Source organism: Rhizobium acaciae, from assembly GCF_025941625.1.
Lineage (GTDB): Bacteria > Pseudomonadota > Alphaproteobacteria > Rhizobiales > Rhizobiaceae > Rhizobium > Rhizobium acaciae.
The window spans coordinates 21264-35437 of record NZ_JAPCZO010000029.1; the positions used below are offsets into that span (position 1 = coordinate 21264).

Annotated in this window: 14 protein-coding genes, 1 tRNA gene and 2 pseudogenes; 12 read left to right on the plus strand and 5 right to left on the minus strand. The window is 59.8% G+C overall.

Features of this window, described 5'->3' with window-relative positions; genetic code table 11:
• Positions 1–25: 25 nt before the first annotated feature.
• Positions 26–955 carry a sugar ABC transporter substrate-binding protein gene (locus OLZ32_RS33095; RefSeq protein ID WP_003543879.1) on the minus strand — a complete coding sequence of 310 codons (930 nt, stop codon included), beginning with the start codon at positions 953–955 and terminating at the stop codon, positions 26–28.
• A gap of 375 nt (positions 956–1330) precedes the next feature.
• On the opposite strand from OLZ32_RS33095, the gene OLZ32_RS33100 reads away from it, so the two are divergent.
• A complete protein-coding gene (locus tag OLZ32_RS33100) occupies positions 1331–1828 on the plus strand; it encodes a DUF1993 domain-containing protein (RefSeq protein ID WP_017989816.1) in 498 nt (165 codons plus the stop codon).
• Positions 1829–1843: 15 nt separating this feature from the next.
• Here OLZ32_RS33100 and OLZ32_RS33105 read toward each other — a convergent pair whose 3' ends face one another.
• Positions 1844–3403 (minus strand): alkaline phosphatase family protein, encoded by a 1560-nt coding sequence (locus tag OLZ32_RS33105; RefSeq protein WP_264424545.1) that lies wholly within the window; start codon positions 3401–3403, stop codon positions 1844–1846.
• Entirely contained in the window at positions 3381–4364 is a 984-nt protein-coding gene (gene galE, locus OLZ32_RS33110; RefSeq protein WP_003543887.1) for a UDP-glucose 4-epimerase GalE, read from the minus strand. The genes OLZ32_RS33105 and galE overlap by 23 nt, the downstream gene beginning before the upstream one ends.
• Positions 4365–4632: 268 nt before the next feature.
• Between galE and OLZ32_RS33115 the strand changes: the two genes are divergently transcribed.
• Positions 4633–5277 carry a ThuA domain-containing protein gene (locus OLZ32_RS33115; RefSeq protein ID WP_264424547.1) on the plus strand — a complete coding sequence of 215 codons (645 nt, stop codon included), beginning with the start codon at positions 4633–4635 and terminating at the stop codon, positions 5275–5277.
• Between the two features lie 226 nt (positions 5278–5503).
• On the opposite strand, the gene OLZ32_RS33120 is transcribed toward OLZ32_RS33115, so the two are convergent.
• Positions 5504–5758, minus strand: a complete 255-nt coding sequence (locus OLZ32_RS33120; RefSeq protein WP_026160053.1) for a DUF2934 domain-containing protein — start codon at positions 5756–5758, stop codon at positions 5504–5506.
• 200 nt (positions 5759–5958) lie between these two features.
• Between OLZ32_RS33120 and OLZ32_RS33125 the strand changes: the two genes are divergently transcribed.
• The 6 genes and pseudogenes from OLZ32_RS33125 to OLZ32_RS33145 all read left to right on the plus strand — a co-directional run bounded on the left by OLZ32_RS33125 (position 5959) and on the right by OLZ32_RS33145 (position 11644).
• On the plus strand, positions 5959–7395 hold the full coding sequence (locus OLZ32_RS33125; RefSeq protein WP_003543900.1) for a DUF6880 family protein: 1437 nt from the start codon (positions 5959–5961) through the stop codon (positions 7393–7395).
• Between the two features lie 36 nt (positions 7396–7431).
• The gene (locus OLZ32_RS33130) at positions 7432–7992 is read left to right on the plus strand and encodes a DsbA family protein (RefSeq protein WP_017989820.1); all 561 of its coding nucleotides are present in this window, start codon (positions 7432–7434) and stop codon (positions 7990–7992) included.
• A 130-nt stretch (positions 7993–8122) separates the two neighbouring features.
• Positions 8123–8260, plus strand: a pseudogene (locus OLZ32_RS33135) (non-homologous end-joining DNA ligase); the annotation flags it as partial.
• Positions 8261–8289: 29 nt separating this feature from the next.
• Positions 8290–9921, plus strand: a complete 1632-nt coding sequence (locus OLZ32_RS33140) for an ArnT family glycosyltransferase (RefSeq protein ID WP_264424550.1) — start codon at positions 8290–8292, stop codon at positions 9919–9921.
• Between the two features lie 9 nt (positions 9922–9930).
• Positions 9931–9999: pseudogene (locus OLZ32_RS39280) on the plus strand (thioredoxin); the annotation flags it as partial.
• 196 nt (positions 10000–10195) lie between these two features.
• Entirely contained in the window at positions 10196–11644 is a 1449-nt protein-coding gene (locus OLZ32_RS33145) for an adenylate/guanylate cyclase domain-containing protein (RefSeq protein WP_003543903.1), read from the plus strand.
• 129 nt (positions 11645–11773) lie between these two features.
• On the opposite strand, the gene OLZ32_RS33150 is transcribed toward OLZ32_RS33145, so the two are convergent.
• A tRNA-Ser gene (locus OLZ32_RS33150) sits at positions 11774–11863 on the minus strand.
• A 304-nt stretch (positions 11864–12167) separates the two neighbouring features.
• On the opposite strand from OLZ32_RS33150, the gene rplU reads away from it, so the two are divergent.
• From rplU to OLZ32_RS33170, 4 genes are all read left to right on the plus strand, one after another.
• A complete protein-coding gene (rplU, locus tag OLZ32_RS33155; protein WP_003543907.1) occupies positions 12168–12485 on the plus strand; it encodes a 50S ribosomal protein L21 in 318 nt (105 codons plus the stop codon).
• 34 nt (positions 12486–12519) lie between these two features.
• Positions 12520–12789 carry a 50S ribosomal protein L27 gene (gene rpmA, locus OLZ32_RS33160; protein ID WP_003543909.1) on the plus strand — a complete coding sequence of 90 codons (270 nt, stop codon included), beginning with the start codon at positions 12520–12522 and terminating at the stop codon, positions 12787–12789.
• Between the two features lie 126 nt (positions 12790–12915).
• On the plus strand, positions 12916–13572 hold the full coding sequence (locus OLZ32_RS33165) for a GNAT family N-acetyltransferase (protein ID WP_003543911.1): 657 nt from the start codon (positions 12916–12918) through the stop codon (positions 13570–13572).
• Positions 13569–14156: a GNAT family N-acetyltransferase gene (locus OLZ32_RS33170; protein WP_026160055.1), complete on the plus strand. Its 588-nt coding sequence runs from the start codon at positions 13569–13571 to the stop codon at positions 14154–14156. Before OLZ32_RS33165 ends, OLZ32_RS33170 begins: the two co-directional genes overlap by 4 nt.
• Positions 14157–14174 lie beyond the last annotated feature (18 nt).

The window sequence follows — 14174 nt, forward strand, 5'->3', positions numbered from 1 at the left end:
GCCCGCATCCTGCTTGGCGTTCGCCTCAGTTCTTGGTGACGAAGTCCTTGACGTTGGCAGGCGTGACGAGCTGGAAGGGAATGTAGACCTTCTTTTCGACCTTTTCGCCCTTGGCGAGCTTGAGCGCTGCATCGAGCGAACCCTTGCCCTGGCCGGCGGCATCCTGGAACACCGTAACGTCGAGATCGCCCGCCTGCATGGCGGCAAGCGCGTCCTGCGTGGCGTCGACGCCACCGACGACGACCTTGCTCATATCCTTGCCGGCTGCCTTCAGCGCCTGGATGGCGCCGATCGCCATTTCGTCGTTGTTGGCGATCACGGCGTCGAATTCGATGCCACTGGAGAGCCAGTTGGTCATCAGGTCGGCGCCCTGGGTGCGGTCCCAATTCGCCGTCTGCTCTTCGACGATTTCCAGCCCCTTGCATTCATCCGTCTTGATGACGTCGTGAATGTCCTGCGTCCGCATGCGCGCAGCCTGGTTGGAAAGCTCGCCCATGATGACGACGGCCTTGCCCTTGCCGCCGAGAATGCGGCAGACTTCCTTGGTTTCCAGCGTGCCGGATTCCAGCTCGTTGGAAGCGACGAAGGCCTGCTTGTCCGGCAGCGTGTCGACGTTGACCGGCTCGCGGTTGACATAAACCAGCGGAATGCCGGCATCGGCTGCGAGCTTCGACATCGCCGTGGTCGCATCGGTATCGACAGGGTTGACGATGATTGCATCGACCTTGGAGGCGATGAAATTCTGGATCTGGCTCTGCTGCTTGGAAACGTCGTTCTGTGCGTCTTCGACCTGCAGCGTCACGCCGCTCAGTGTCTTTGCATAATCGGTCATGCCATTGCGCAGAACGGTCAGGAAATTGTCGTCGAATTTGGCCATCGAGACACCGACCGTCTCTGCGTGAGCGGCCGTCGACATGACGAGCGCCATCGCAGTGCCCAGGATAAACTTTTTCATTTTCACTTCCTCCACAAAGCGGTGCCCGGCTGCACCCTCCTCACGCCGGAGCTCCAGGCATTTGCTCTGAAGCCGCAATTCCCCGCGCCACCTCTCCCGCGGCGCTCCGCAAAACGGAACAAACAAACCGTTAAATCTGTTCTGCGGAATATTCATTCCATTTTCTGGGAACGGCGTCAAGTATCTTTAGCGGCGACGAGATATGGAGGAGAGCGAAATGCCATGCGGGCTTCACGACCGACGCCCGCATTGTCGGTGTTGTGAAAGACGAAACGAGCATCCATCTATGGGAGAGTCGAAGACAGGCTCTCGGCCGCAGACGCCTTCGACCTCTCGCCGCGACCCAATCATTTGAAGATTTTGGAGACAGGACAGATGTCCATTTCGATGTATCGCCTTACCGTTCCGATGTTCCAGCGCGGCCTCGCCAGCCTGAAAACCTACCTCGACAAGGCCGAATCCTATGCGAAGGAAAAGAATATCGATCCTGTCATATTGGCCGCCGCTCGCCTTGCGCCCGACATGCTGCCGCTCTCCGGTCAGTATCAGCGCGCCAGCGACACCGCCAAATTTGCGCTCGCTCGCCTGACGGCGACCGACGCCCCGAAATTCGAGGATAACGAAACGACGTTCGACGACCTGCGTGAGCGCCTGGCAAAGACCGAAGCCTATCTCGGCGGCTTCTCGGCGGAAGCACTGGAAGGCACAGAAGCCCGCCAGATCACCCTGCCGGGAAAAAGTGGTATCGTGCTGCCGGGTTCCGAATATATCACCACGTTCGCCCTGCCGAACTTCTATTTCCACGTCGCGACGGCCCACGCCATCCTGCGCAGCCAGGGTGCTCCGATCGGCAAGCGCGATTATCTCGGTTGAGTGATTGAGTGAATATCAGGGCCGGTGCGTCACCGGCCCTCTTTCCGTCAGCTCGGTATAGGCGAGCGTCTGATCGAGATGCCGTGCTCTAAGCGACAGCAGCTTCTCGGCATAGTCGAGCCGTATCGCCGCATAGGCCGGATCTGCCGCGACATTGTCGAGTTCCATCGGATCGTCGGCAAGATTGAAGAGCAGCGGCGGCAAAGCGGTAAAATGCACATATTTGAACCGCGCGTCGCGGATCACCGCGAGATTGCATTCGTTGGACCGCAGCCGGAAATGCCGCTCGGCCTCGCCATGCGCAATGTCGCGGAAATCGAATTCCCAGAATGCCGCATCCCGCCAGCCCCGTCCGCTCCCACCCCTGACAAACGGCATGAGCGACCGGCCATCGAGCCCGTTCTTCGCGTCGATGCCGAGCCTTTGGCAAAGTGTCGGAAAAATATCGGCAGCGCTGGTGAATTTGTCGACGACCCCACCCGCAGCACTGCTTGCGGGATCGCGGATCACCAGCGGAATATGATAGCTGCCGTCGAAGAAGCCGCCCTTGCCGAGCGTCCAGTGATCGCCCGCCATCTCGGCGTGGTCCGAGGTGAAGATAACAAGTGTGTCGTCCCAGGCGCCCGCAACCTTGAGGGCCTGCCAGATGCGGCTGAGCTGCGCATCGACCTCTGATATCATGCCGTAATAGATCGCCCGGATCGCGGCGAAATCCTCACCGTTCCAGCCGCTGAGCGGCCCCGTTGCACCGTGGATAAAACTGCCCTTGCCAGAACGCGGCATGGCATAGGCGAGATAGGGATGACCGTTCTCTTCCGCTTCGCAGCTTGCCGCGCGTGCAAAAACCGGTCCGTCCCCCGGCGTGAACATTCGGTTGAACGGCTCCGGCACGGAGAATGGCGGATGCGGACGCAAGAAAGAGACATGCGCAAACCACGGCCTGTCCTGTTCACCCACCCAGCGGATGAACTCGCCGGCCAGGAAAGCAGTCTGGGTCTCGTCGCGCGAATAGGCCGGCGCCGCATCGGAAATTTCTCCTGCTTCCACGCCGACAGGAATATGGATATCGCGGCTGACGGCATCGGCATGGCCGCGAGACCTGAGCCAGGAGAGCCATTGTTTCTCATGCTCCGGCAGAAGCTGGCGGGCTGTAAAGCCCGGCAGCACGCATTCGTAGGTCGTCAGATGCGGGTCCCCAGCATCCATCCCGCGCGGATCGGGCGCCGTATCCGTATAGCCGAACAGCGTCGGGTCGTACCCCGCCCGCCGGCCGGCCAGCGCCAGATTGTCGAAGCGGGCATCGAGCGGCGAACCGTTGCGGCAGACGCGGTGGTTCATCTGATAGAGACCGGTATAGAGCGTGGCCCGCGCCGGCGAGCAGGGGGCCGCGCCGGCATAGTGCCGCCGGAAGAGCGTACCTTCGCGCGCCAGCGCATCGACACCAGGTGTTTTCACACAGGCATGGCCGACGGCCGACAGGCAATCACCGCGCCACTGATCCGCCGTGATCAGCAGGATGTTCGGCCGACGCGCTTTCTCGATGCTAGTTGGCTCAATGCTGGTTGGATTTTGCATGCCAATCCCAGGCGGAGCGGATGATCTCAGACAGATCATACTGCGGCACCCAGCCGAGCACGTCGCGCGCCTTGTCGTTATTGGCGACCAGTGTATGCGAATCACCTTCGCGACGGCCGATATATTCGACCGGGAAAGGCCGGTTCGACACGTCCTCGATCGCGCCAAGCAATTCCTTGACTGTCGTGCCGGTTCCGGTGCCGAGATTGAGCGCGACGGAATCGCCGCCCTTCAACAGATATTCGACGGCGCGCACATGCGCGTCGGCCAAATCCAACACATGGATATAGTCGCGCACACAAGTGCCGTCGCGAGTCTCGTAGTCGCTGCCGAAGACTTTGAAACCCTGGCGGCGGCCGAGTGCCGCGTCGATCGCGAGCGGTATCGCATGCGTTTCCGGCTGGTGCCATTCGCCAATCCGGCCTTCGAAATCGGCGCCGGCTGCATTGAAATAACGCAGCACCACCGAGCGCAGGCTCCTGTACTGGTCGTAATCGGCAAGCGCCTGTTCGACGATATATTTCGTCCGTCCGTAGGGATTGATCGGCACCTGCCGGTGCGTCTCGTCGAGCGGCACGCTCTGCGGCAGGCCGTAGGTGGCGCAGGTGGAGGAGAAGACGAAGGCGTTGATCCCGGCCGCCTGTGCCGCCGAAAGCAGCGTCAACGTGCCGATCACATTGTTCTCGTAGAAGGAAACCGGATCCTTGACCGATTCGCCAACCTCGATCAGCGCCGCGAAATGCAGGATCGCCGCCGGCTGGTGTTTGGCCAGCACCTCATCCAGCCGGGCGCGATCGCGAATATCGCCTTCCTCGGCCGGCCCCCATCTGACGAACTCGCGATGGCCGTTCGAAAAATTGTCGAAGACGACAGGCGTATAGCCCTTATTCGCCAGGTCGAGGCACGTATGCGAGCCGATATAGCCAGCGCCGCCGACGACAAGAACCGTTTCACCTGCCATGCACCACCCTTATTTTTCATTGAGAGACGGGAGAAACCTAGACGAGATACACGTCAATAAAAAGAAGGAACTGCGATCGGCGTCAACGGACAATACGTCAAATGCCGAAGCCACGCTCGACCAGGTGCGATCCGCCACTCGCGCAATTTGTGCCGGATCAGGAAGAAACACAAATTATTCGCGTGATTTGCATAGCCGCCCGATCTAAGGCGCTTGCACCACCATGTGATGATCAACGGTCTGCAGCCATCAGGCAGGGAGAGCGCGAATGAGGAAAGCATTGGTCGTTTGGGGCGGCTGGCAAGGACACGAGCCGGAGCAATGTGCCGGTATCGTCGCCGATCTCTTGCGCGAGGATGATTTCACCGTCGAGGTGACCGGCGATCTCGGCGTGTTCGGATCTCCAACGCTGGCGAAAGCCGATCTGCTGGTGCCGATCATCACCGGCGAAAAGCTCGAGAAGGAGCATGCCGCTGGCCTTGTCGAAGCCGTGCGCGGCGGGCTCGGGCTTGCCGGCCATCACGGCGCACTCGCCACGTCCTTCAAGGAAAGCGCCCCTTTCCGTTATGTCTCCGGCGTCACCTGGGTCGCCCATCCCGGCAACATCATCGACTTCCGCGTCGCCGTCACCCGCCAGGACGATCCCGTCATGGAGGGCATTCCCGATTTCGACTATCGCTCGGAGCAATATTATCTCCATTACGATCCGACCGTCGAAATCCTTGCAACCACCACCTTCACCGGCGCCTACGATCCTGCAGCCCGCAATGTGGTGATGCCCGTCGTCTTCAAGCGTCATTTCGGTACCGGCCGCATCTTCTATTCCGCCCTCGGCCATGTCGCAGCCGAATTCGACCACCCCTATATGCCGCTCATCCTGCGACGGGGCCTGAGCTGGGCCGCACGCCAGTAGCGTCGGGACGAGCCGTATGCAGGCGAATGCCGACCGACGGCGGCAGCTGGCGACGTCGACCTCTAAAGAATGAGCATTTTAAGCTGGAGGGCAGCCTCGCCTTATCGGGCTATCGATGCTTCTGGTTGCCGGTTTCGTCGAAGTGGCAAGACGCCTGCCGGCAAGACTGTGGTCCGCCTGGAATGCCGCTGAATATTTCGGCAACCCAGGGATTGATAAATACGGCCTAGCGAGCCGCTTTGATCTGCCGGTTGTTCCCTGCAGCCGGAGCCGCCTCGTCACAGATTCGCATCAGCCGCCCGGCTGCCTTGAGCTTCTCGATGAGATCGTTTCCATCAGGCGAGGCCTTCGTCAGCTCCAACTGCTCGAACTCCCTCAACGCCTGCGCCCAATGGCTTTCCCCACGCCCATCCGGCCTGCCTTCCGATTCCCATAGTGAATAAGCGCGCTGGCTGACCCAGGCGTCTTTATTATGACTCATAATCAACCCCAGCGAGAAATTTGGAAGCAATATTCGACAGGCAACAAGGTGCCAAAACCGGCTTTAGGAGTCGTTACGAGGCAGCGTTAGTTTTTAGCTAATAGCGAGGTGCCGAAGGATTATCCCGTGCACACATTCCCGGACCTTGGCCTAGTACCGCCTCCAGGATAGGGTCATCACAGAAACGACAGCGATGACCGATGGCAGCCAAGACAACACTCAATGCGAAGAATCTTGAATCCCTTGGTGCGCAGCGCCTCGCCGAGCTGCTGATCGAGGTCAGCATGGGCAGCGCTGCCCACAAGCGACGGCTTCGAATGGAGCTTGCCGGCAATCACGGCGGCGCCGAGGTGGCGCGTGAGGTGCGAAAGCGGCTTGCCAGCATTGCCCGCGCCCGCACCGTCATCAACTGGCGCAAAGTGAAAGCGCTGAAGAGCGATCTCGAAACTCAGCGCAAGACGATTGCAGAGACGGTTGCCGCCGATGATCCTCAGGAGGCGTTCGAACTGATATGGCAGTTCCTCGCAATGGCAAATCCGATCTTTGAGAGATCCAGCGACAGCAGCAGTTCTGTCATCCAAAGTTTTCATCAGGCTTGCGAGGATGCTGCCGCCATCGCCGTGTCCGCCAAGATCGATTCCAATGTCCTGGCCGACAAGGTGTTCAAAGCCGTGCAAGACGATGGTTACGGCCAGTACGACAACCTGATTGCGGCGATGGCGCCAGCTCTCGGCAAGGATGGTCTCGATTGCTTGAAAACCCTCTTCGTCGAATGGTCCAAGGAGCCGAAAGACAAGCCGGCTAATGACAAGCGCGAGATCATCGGCTGGGGCAGCGCGGGGCCTCTTTACGAAGATGAGATCTACGGCACTCAGCGAGATCTGACGGTGCGCATAGCCTTGCAGGAAATTGCCGATGCCCAGGGCGATGTTGATGACTACATCGCTCAGCAACCCGAGAAAACGCGCAAGATGCCGATGATTGCGGCCGACATCGCCAATCGCCTGGTCTCGGCGGGCCGGGCGAAGGAGGCACTTGAGGTGCTGAATGAGGTCGATGCGACAGGCCAGGCCGGCATGCCATTCGAATGGCAGCTCGCGCGCGTCGAGACACTCGAGGCCCTGGGGCGGGGAGAGGAGGCGCAGACCTATCGATGGACATGCTTCGAGCAGTCGCTGCATGGCGGACACCTCAAGGCCTTCCTCAAGCGGCTGCCGGACTTCGACGATCTGGAGGCCGAGGAGAAGGCATTCGCTTATGCCCAGGCTTTCGCGGACGTCCACCAGGCGCTTACATTTTTCCTGAATTGGCCGGCACCGGCAGAGGCAGCAAAACTCGTGATGAGGCGGAAGGCGGAACTGGATGGCAATCTCTATGAGCTGATGCCGGCGGCGGCCGAAGCTCTGGCGGAGAAACATCCGCTTTCGGCGACCATCCTCTTGCGCTCCATGATCGATTTCGCGCTCGATAGCGGCCGGTCCAGCCGCTATAAGCATGCGGCGAGGCATCTTGCGGACTGCGCATCGCTTGCGCCTCATATCAATGACTTCGGCAACACAAGACCCCATGACGCCTATGTCGCGGAACTTAAGCGTCGGCACGGCAAGAGGTATGGCTTCTGGAGCCTGGTGACCTAAGTCGCTGCGGATGCTTTACCTTCAGAGAGGAATTCCATGACGACCACTTCCTGGCATGCAGATCCACTCACTTGGGGCAATGGACCCCGCATCTTCGAAGCCTTTTTGGAACCGACTTGCCCCTATTCGGTCAGAGCGTTCAACAAGCTCGACGAACTGCTCGGCGAGGCCGGCGAAGACAAGATCACCGTGAAGATCCGCCTGCAGTCGCAACCTTGGCATATGTATTCGGGTGTCCTCGTCCGCGGCATCATCGCAGCCTCGACTCTGGAAGGTGGTAAGGAAACTGCAAAGAAGGTGATGGCTGCCATCGCCGCCCATCGCGAGGAGTTCGAGTTTGAACACCATGCCGGCGGCCCGAATATGGATGTGACGCCGAACCAGATCATCGAGCGCCTGGAAGCCTATAGTAGCGTCAAGCTGAAAGAAGCCTTCGCAATCCCGGATCTCGACCGGGAGATCAAATGGCACTGCAAATATGCCCGGCAGAACGGCATCCACGTCTCGCCGACCTTCATGATCGACGGGCTGGTGCAGTCCGACATGAGCAGCGGCGATGAGGTTGGAGCCTGGGTGAAGAAGGCGCTGGGCAATTGACGCTGGCCGTGTGCCAGAACTATCAAGGTGAGCCGTCTCGCCGATGTCCTTATTGCGCTCGCCTGAGGGATGGAGTCACTAATCAATCTGGGCTAATTGCTTTTTAAGGCATTGCTGATGAACTGCCTTCATGACAAAGCCGCCCCGCAAGCCTTCCAAGCCGCTGCTCGGTGAAACCTACGAGCCGCTCCGCAGCCGACCGCGCCGGCGGCGAGATCCCGCTCAGCCTCATCTTCCTCTCGATCCGATGCCGGCGCGTATCGCGCCGTATCGAGCGTCAGGGAGACACGGTTTCGGATGACGGACGACCCGGAATTGGATCAGGTCGAAGGTCAGCAATGTCAGCAGCAGACGAGCGCCTGGGACAGGGCTGCTCGCAAATACCCGAGCCTCGACACGGCGATCTTGCTGGGGATCCTGATTGTTGCCATCGTCTTCAGGTTCCACAAGATCACCTTGCCGCTGGTTGACGGCTTCAGCTGGCGCGAGATAAGCACCGCAATGATGGCCGACAATTTCCAGCAGCGCAGCTGGAACATCTTTTTTCCGGAGGTCAGCTGGACAGGACCCGGGCCAAGCTATCAGGGCCGCGAGTTCCAGATCGTCAGCTATCTCACGGCCTTGCTTTACCAACTCTTCGGCTGGCACGACTGGTTCGGCCGTATGGTTGCGGCCTTCTTCGGTCTGGTGACGGTGTTTTCGCTGCATCGGCTGACGGCGCTCTGTTGGGACGAGATGCACGCCCACGCGGCGGCGCTGGCCTACGCGCTGATGCCGGCGGCGATCATGGTCGACAGCTCCTTTCTTCCCGATCCCGCGATGCTGGCCTTGGTCACTCTTGGCGTCTGGCTGTTCGCCAAATACTGGGCCGGCGGCAGCCGCTGGCTCTTGCCGCTCGCCACTGTCAGCTTCTCGCTCGGCGTGCTGTCAAAGCCACCCGGCATCGCGGCCGGCGCCGCCATCTTCTATCTCATGGTCTGCTGGATTCGGGAGAAAAAGCGAAAGCAGGCGACCTTTGTCTTCCTGTCGGGGCTTCTGAGCCTAGCCATCATCGGCGCCTATTTCAGCTGGGCGATTTATCTCGGCCGCAGCTATCCGCCGTTTCATATCGCCGGCACCGGCGGCTATATCTGGGATTACGGCTTCTGGACATATGTCAGGGACAGGTTCTACTTCAAATCCTTGTGGAACACCTCGGTCTTGTGGTTCTACGGCTATCCGTTCCTGGTGCTGCTGGCCGTCGGCTTGTGGATACCGCGCAGCCGCGCCGAAGACCCGAAGCAACGCAGCCTTTCGGCCATTCCCTATGTGTGGTTGGCTGCGGCCATCATCCTCTATCTGGCGGCGGCGGGCGAGATCACCAGCAACGTATGGAACTTTCACATCTTCCATGTGCCGATCGCGATGTTCTGCGGCCACGGCGCGCTTCTTCTGGCAACGCTTGGGTCGAGAACCGTTCTGACGCCGGCGGTGGTGCTTCGCTCGATCTTCATCGTGGCCATCGCGCTTGCCTGGTCGACCTTGCCCCTCGTCAGGACGATGAAGAAGCCAATCGCCATGAACGGCAAGCTGCTTGGCGAGGAACTGGCGCGGTTGGCGCAACCGGGCGACCTCGTCGTCGCCATCGCGCCTGAGGTCGGCGATCCCGTCGCAATCTACTACAGCAGGGCGCGCGGCTGGGTGTTCCCGCCTGGCGGAGGTGATGCCGAATGGTCGAAATTCGTTGCGGATGACGCTGCCGCGATCGCGCAGCTCGAGGAACTGCGCGCGCAGGGCGCGGATCTGTTCGGCGTGGCCAAGAACGCCGCCGACAAGGAGGGTCGGCTGTTCATCGAGCATCATGATGGGGTTATCGACCATCTGGACAAGACCGCAACCAAACTTTCGGATTCGGATAATTTGCTGGTCTATAAGATCACCCGCCCATGAGAGCCGCGACTGGTGCAGCCCGACATGAGTAGCGGCGACGAGGTTGGAGCCTGGGTGAAGAAGACGCTGGGCAACTGACGCGGGCCCGTGCGAGAAGTTAGCGTATTCGCAAAACCCCGCTCCGGTCACGACCTTGTGTCAGCAGGGTTCATTCGGTAGAATCAGGGCCGGCAATCTACGGCGGCGGGTGAAGGTTCGAGCATGTAGGTCATTGGGAACTCGATCCCGGTGGCGCACCGAAATTCCGCTCGTAACGCCTTCGGACAAGTTGACCATGACTGGCGTCGACGATCGGCTTCTCGAAAGCAAGATGATCCAGATCGAGCAGGCTCGATCCTGGAGCCCGCGCGTGATCTCTAAGTTCGAAGCGCTGATCAGGGACGGCAACGACCTCGCCCTTTATCGCGTCAATCCGCTGGCGTTCGCACGTGACCGCGCGATCACTGACACGGAATCCATTGACCTGTTCCTCCATGCCACCCGATGCGGCCTGTTCGAGATGACCTGGGATGTGCTTTGTCCCCAATCTGGAATGGTGCTCGACAGCTTCGGCGCCTTGCGCACGCTCAAGACCCACTATGTCTGCGGCTTGTGCGACGTATCGGGCGAAACTGACCTTGATGACTTCATCGAAGTTACGTTCTCCGTGTCGCCGCATCTTCGGCGGCTGCCGTTTCATGATCCCGACTCGCTCTCGGTCGAAGACTTCCACTGGAAGCTTCGCTTCGCCAACGACGGGAGGCTGCCCGGCCAGCAAGCTCGATTTCTCGACTACCTGCGCGGACTGGTCCGCGGCCTCACTTATCTGCCGCCGAACTCGAGCGTCACGCTACGGGCGGAGCTGGGTCCTGGTGTTCTCTCCGGCGTGAATGTCCAAACGCAAGCTGCCTTCATAACGCCGATATCAGGTGAGCCGGCCACAGCGCCGACGCTGCTGCGGGTCCGGTATGATGGGCAACGCTTTTCCCCGGCCCTCGCCGTTTTATCGCCGGGTCCTTGTATTATCGAGGTGGAAAATACAGGACCCGTTCGCGGCTCGCTGCTTTTGATAAACTGGCCGCCCGAGGTGGCAGCCCTGGCAATCAAGCCGCAGCTCGAATTCGAGCCGTATATCTCCGGCGGGATGTTGCTAGCAAGGCAGACCTTCAGACGCCTGTTCCGGTCCGAGCGAATCGATGAGCGGGAAGGGCTCGGCATTCGCCAAGTGACTTTCCTCTTCACAGACCTAAAAGGTTCAACGGCTCTGTATGAGCGCTTGGGCGACCTGAACGCCTACGCCTTGGTGAGGGAGCATTTTGCTCTCCTCGAATTGACGGCGCAGCAACATTCCGGCGCCATCGTAAAGACGATCGGCGACGCAGTGATGGCCGTCTTCTCTCGTCCAACAGACGCGGTTTCGGCGGCATTGCAGATCTTAAAGGAAATCGAGCGTTTCAATCTCGAACATGGTGAACCGGGCATCATCCTCAAAATCGGCGCACACTGCGGCCCATCCATAGCTGTCACACTAAACGATAATCTCGACTATTTTGGTCAGACCGTAAATGTTGCCGCCCGCGTGCAATCTCTGGCAGATGCCGGCGAAATCTGTATCTCGGAAGCGCTCTATACGGCGCCAGGTGTCATTCATCTCCTGACTGGCCACCATGTCGTGGAGTTTGGTTCCTCACTCCACGGAGTTGAGGGCAATGCTTCCGTGTATCGCATCATCAACGGACCATAACCACCTGCGTCGGCCTCTTGGGGACGGGTTGCTTCAGCCGCGCCGCAGATATGGCCCCGCAGTCAAATGTGGCCCAGGTCAAAACCGCACGTTTTCGCACGTGCTTCATTGCATGATAATTATGTTTGATGGCGGAGAGGGTGGGATTTGAACCCACGATACCCTTGCAGGTATGCCGCATTTCGAGTGCGGTGCATTCGACCACTCTGCCACCTCTCCGCGGTCTGGTCGGCGCTTGTTCGGCGCGGGCGTTCTCATAACGGGCAAATGACAGGCTGGCAAGCCGAAAAGTCGAAGCTTTCCATCCTTTTGCCTTGACACCTTTTTGTCACTCGCGTATCTCGGCTGCGCAATAGGTTTGGAGAAATCCGCGCCTTGGCCGTCCCGCGCTCGCGCGGGGCTTCACCGGCAGGACGAGTTCGAGGATTAGACCTCTGAAATCCCTGCTTAACTTCGACTGATAAAAAGACAGCCACCTGCTGGATTTGCGGGGAGCGCTGGAACGAACATGAAAGGATAAAAAATGTTCGCAGTCATCAAGACCGGCGGTAAACAGTACCGTGTGGCAGCCAACGACGTGCTGACCATCGAAAAGCTGGAAGCCACCGCTGGCGACTCCATTGAATTCACCGAAGTGCTCGTGATCGGCGAAGGCGCCGACGCTGCGATCGGTGCGCCCTTCGTAACCGGCGCCTCTGTCAAGGCAGAAGTCGTCGAACAGAACCGCGGCAAGAAGGTCATCGCCTTCAAGAAGCGCCGCCGTCAGAATTCGAAGCGTTCGCGCGGCCATCGTCAGCATCACACGGTCGTCCGTATCACGGACATCGTGGCTGCCAAGTAAGATCAACGAGACAGGGTTTTAAAGGAGAACTCCAATGGCACACAAAAAAGCTGGCGGTTCATCGCGCAACGGTCGCGATTCTCAGTCCAAGCGCCTTGGCGTGAAGAAGTTCGGCGGCGAAGCCGTCATTGCAGGCAACATCATCGTGCGTCAGCGCGGTACTGAGTGGCATCCGGGTTCCAACGTCGGCCTCGGCAAGGATCACACGATTTTTGCGCTTACCGCCGGCAATGTGAACTACCGAACCAAGGCCAACGGTCGCGTCTACGTGTCTGTCATGCCGAAAGCGGAAGCAGCGGAATAAGCCGGTAGCGCTCAAAAACAGCCGGCGTCTCATCGACCCGGCTGGCCGTATCAGGTTCAGTCTAGAAAACAGGGGAGATGGGGCGCCATCTCCCCTTTTTCTTTACCCCTCAAGGAGGACTGAACCATGCAAGGCGAATTGTTAAGGGTAGACCAATCACGGTCTCCCCAGGAAGACCAGCGGTCTTCCACGGAGCGGCTGAGGCCGGAACGGTTAAGGACCGATTGCCCTGTCTTGTTATCGGAAAGGCTCGTCATGCGCGCGCCCCACGAAGAAGACATCGACGCCCTTGCCCATCTCGCCAATAACGCCAAAGTCGCCACCATGGTATCGCGTATGCCGCACCCTTATACCGCCGATGATGCTGCCGACTTCGTGCGTCGCACGAAAAATGGCGAGATTGGCAAGTGCGTCTATGCGATCACCAAAGCCGAAAACGGTGCCTTTATCGGCTGCTGCGGTGTTGAGCCGCAGACAGACGGCAAGACCGTCGAGATCGGTTACTGGCTGGGCGAGCCTTATTGGAACAAGGGTTATACGACCGAGGCCTGCCATGCCCTGGTCGATATGGTGTTCAGGACCCGTCAGGACGTCGATCAGATCGACGCCCGTTGCCGGGTCATGAACGTCGCCTCGCGCCGCGTCATCCAGAAGTGCGGCTTCCAGTTCCAGGGTTCGGGGCTCGCCGCCTCGCTGGCGCTCGGCAGCAACGTGCCGGTCGAATGGTACAGGCTCGACCGCAAGACCTGGATGTCCCTCCGAAGCTGGGGGAACATCGCATGAGCACGACTGCGCTGCAAAGGCCAGAGGTCAAGCCGATGATGCCCGGCCCTGCGCCTGTTATCTCGACCGCCCGGCTGACGCTCCGCCCCCACAGGCTGAGCGATGCGCCTGATATCGCGGAATCGCTTTCCGATTTCGCGGTCACGCGGATGCTGTCCCGCGTACCCGCGCCGTTCGACCGGCAGGATGCGCTGGACTGGCTGATCCCGGTCACATCAGGCACCCTGCCCGACTGGCCGCTGGCGATTACCGGCAAGGACGATGTCCATATCGGCAACGTCTCGATCGAGTTGCGCCACGGCCGCTGGCACCTCGGCTATTGGCTGAACCGCTACTACTGGCGGCGCGGCTATATGAGCGAGGCGGTGACTGCGATCATCGAGCGCTTCTCGCGCCGCATGCCGGAGACGCCTGTTCATTCCGGCGTCTTCGCCGACAACCCGGCTTCGCTGCGACTGCAGGAGAAGCTCGGTTTCCGCATGACGGGTTGCGGCGAAATCTATTGTTTCGCCCGCAACACCATGGTGTCGCACATCGAAACGGTGCTGCAGCCGGGCACGCTGCAGCCGCGAAAGGTCGCCTGATAGAGCATGATGCCGAAA

Bases quoted from the DNA above. Each gene is read 5' to 3' on its own strand.
- OLZ32_RS33095 (WP_003543879.1), bottom strand. From the start codon at position 955: ATGAAAAAGTTTATCCTGGGCACTGCGATGGCGCTCGTCATGTCGACG.
- OLZ32_RS33100 (WP_017989816.1), top strand. From the start codon at position 1,331: ATGTCCATTTCGATGTATCGCCTTACCGTTCCGATGTTCCAGCGCGGC.
- OLZ32_RS33105 (WP_264424545.1), bottom strand. From the start codon at position 3,403: ATGCAAAATCCAACCAGCATTGAGCCAACTAGCATCGAGAAAGCGCGT.
- galE (WP_003543887.1), bottom strand. From the start codon at position 4,364: ATGGCAGGTGAAACGGTTCTTGTCGTCGGCGGCGCTGGCTATATCGGC.
- OLZ32_RS33115 (WP_264424547.1), top strand. From the start codon at position 4,633: ATGAGGAAAGCATTGGTCGTTTGGGGCGGCTGGCAAGGACACGAGCCG.
- OLZ32_RS33120 (WP_026160053.1), bottom strand. From the start codon at position 5,758: ATGAGTCATAATAAAGACGCCTGGGTCAGCCAGCGCGCTTATTCACTA.
- OLZ32_RS33125 (WP_003543900.1), top strand. From the start codon at position 5,959: ATGGCAGCCAAGACAACACTCAATGCGAAGAATCTTGAATCCCTTGGT.
- OLZ32_RS33130 (WP_017989820.1), top strand. From the start codon at position 7,432: ATGACGACCACTTCCTGGCATGCAGATCCACTCACTTGGGGCAATGGA.
- OLZ32_RS33140 (WP_264424550.1), top strand. From the start codon at position 8,290: ATGACGGACGACCCGGAATTGGATCAGGTCGAAGGTCAGCAATGTCAG.
- OLZ32_RS33145 (WP_003543903.1), top strand. From the start codon at position 10,196: ATGACTGGCGTCGACGATCGGCTTCTCGAAAGCAAGATGATCCAGATC.
- rplU (WP_003543907.1), top strand. From the start codon at position 12,168: ATGTTCGCAGTCATCAAGACCGGCGGTAAACAGTACCGTGTGGCAGCC.
- rpmA (WP_003543909.1), top strand. From the start codon at position 12,520: ATGGCACACAAAAAAGCTGGCGGTTCATCGCGCAACGGTCGCGATTCT.
- OLZ32_RS33165 (WP_003543911.1), top strand. From the start codon at position 12,916: ATGCAAGGCGAATTGTTAAGGGTAGACCAATCACGGTCTCCCCAGGAA.
- OLZ32_RS33170 (WP_026160055.1), top strand. From the start codon at position 13,569: ATGAGCACGACTGCGCTGCAAAGGCCAGAGGTCAAGCCGATGATGCCC.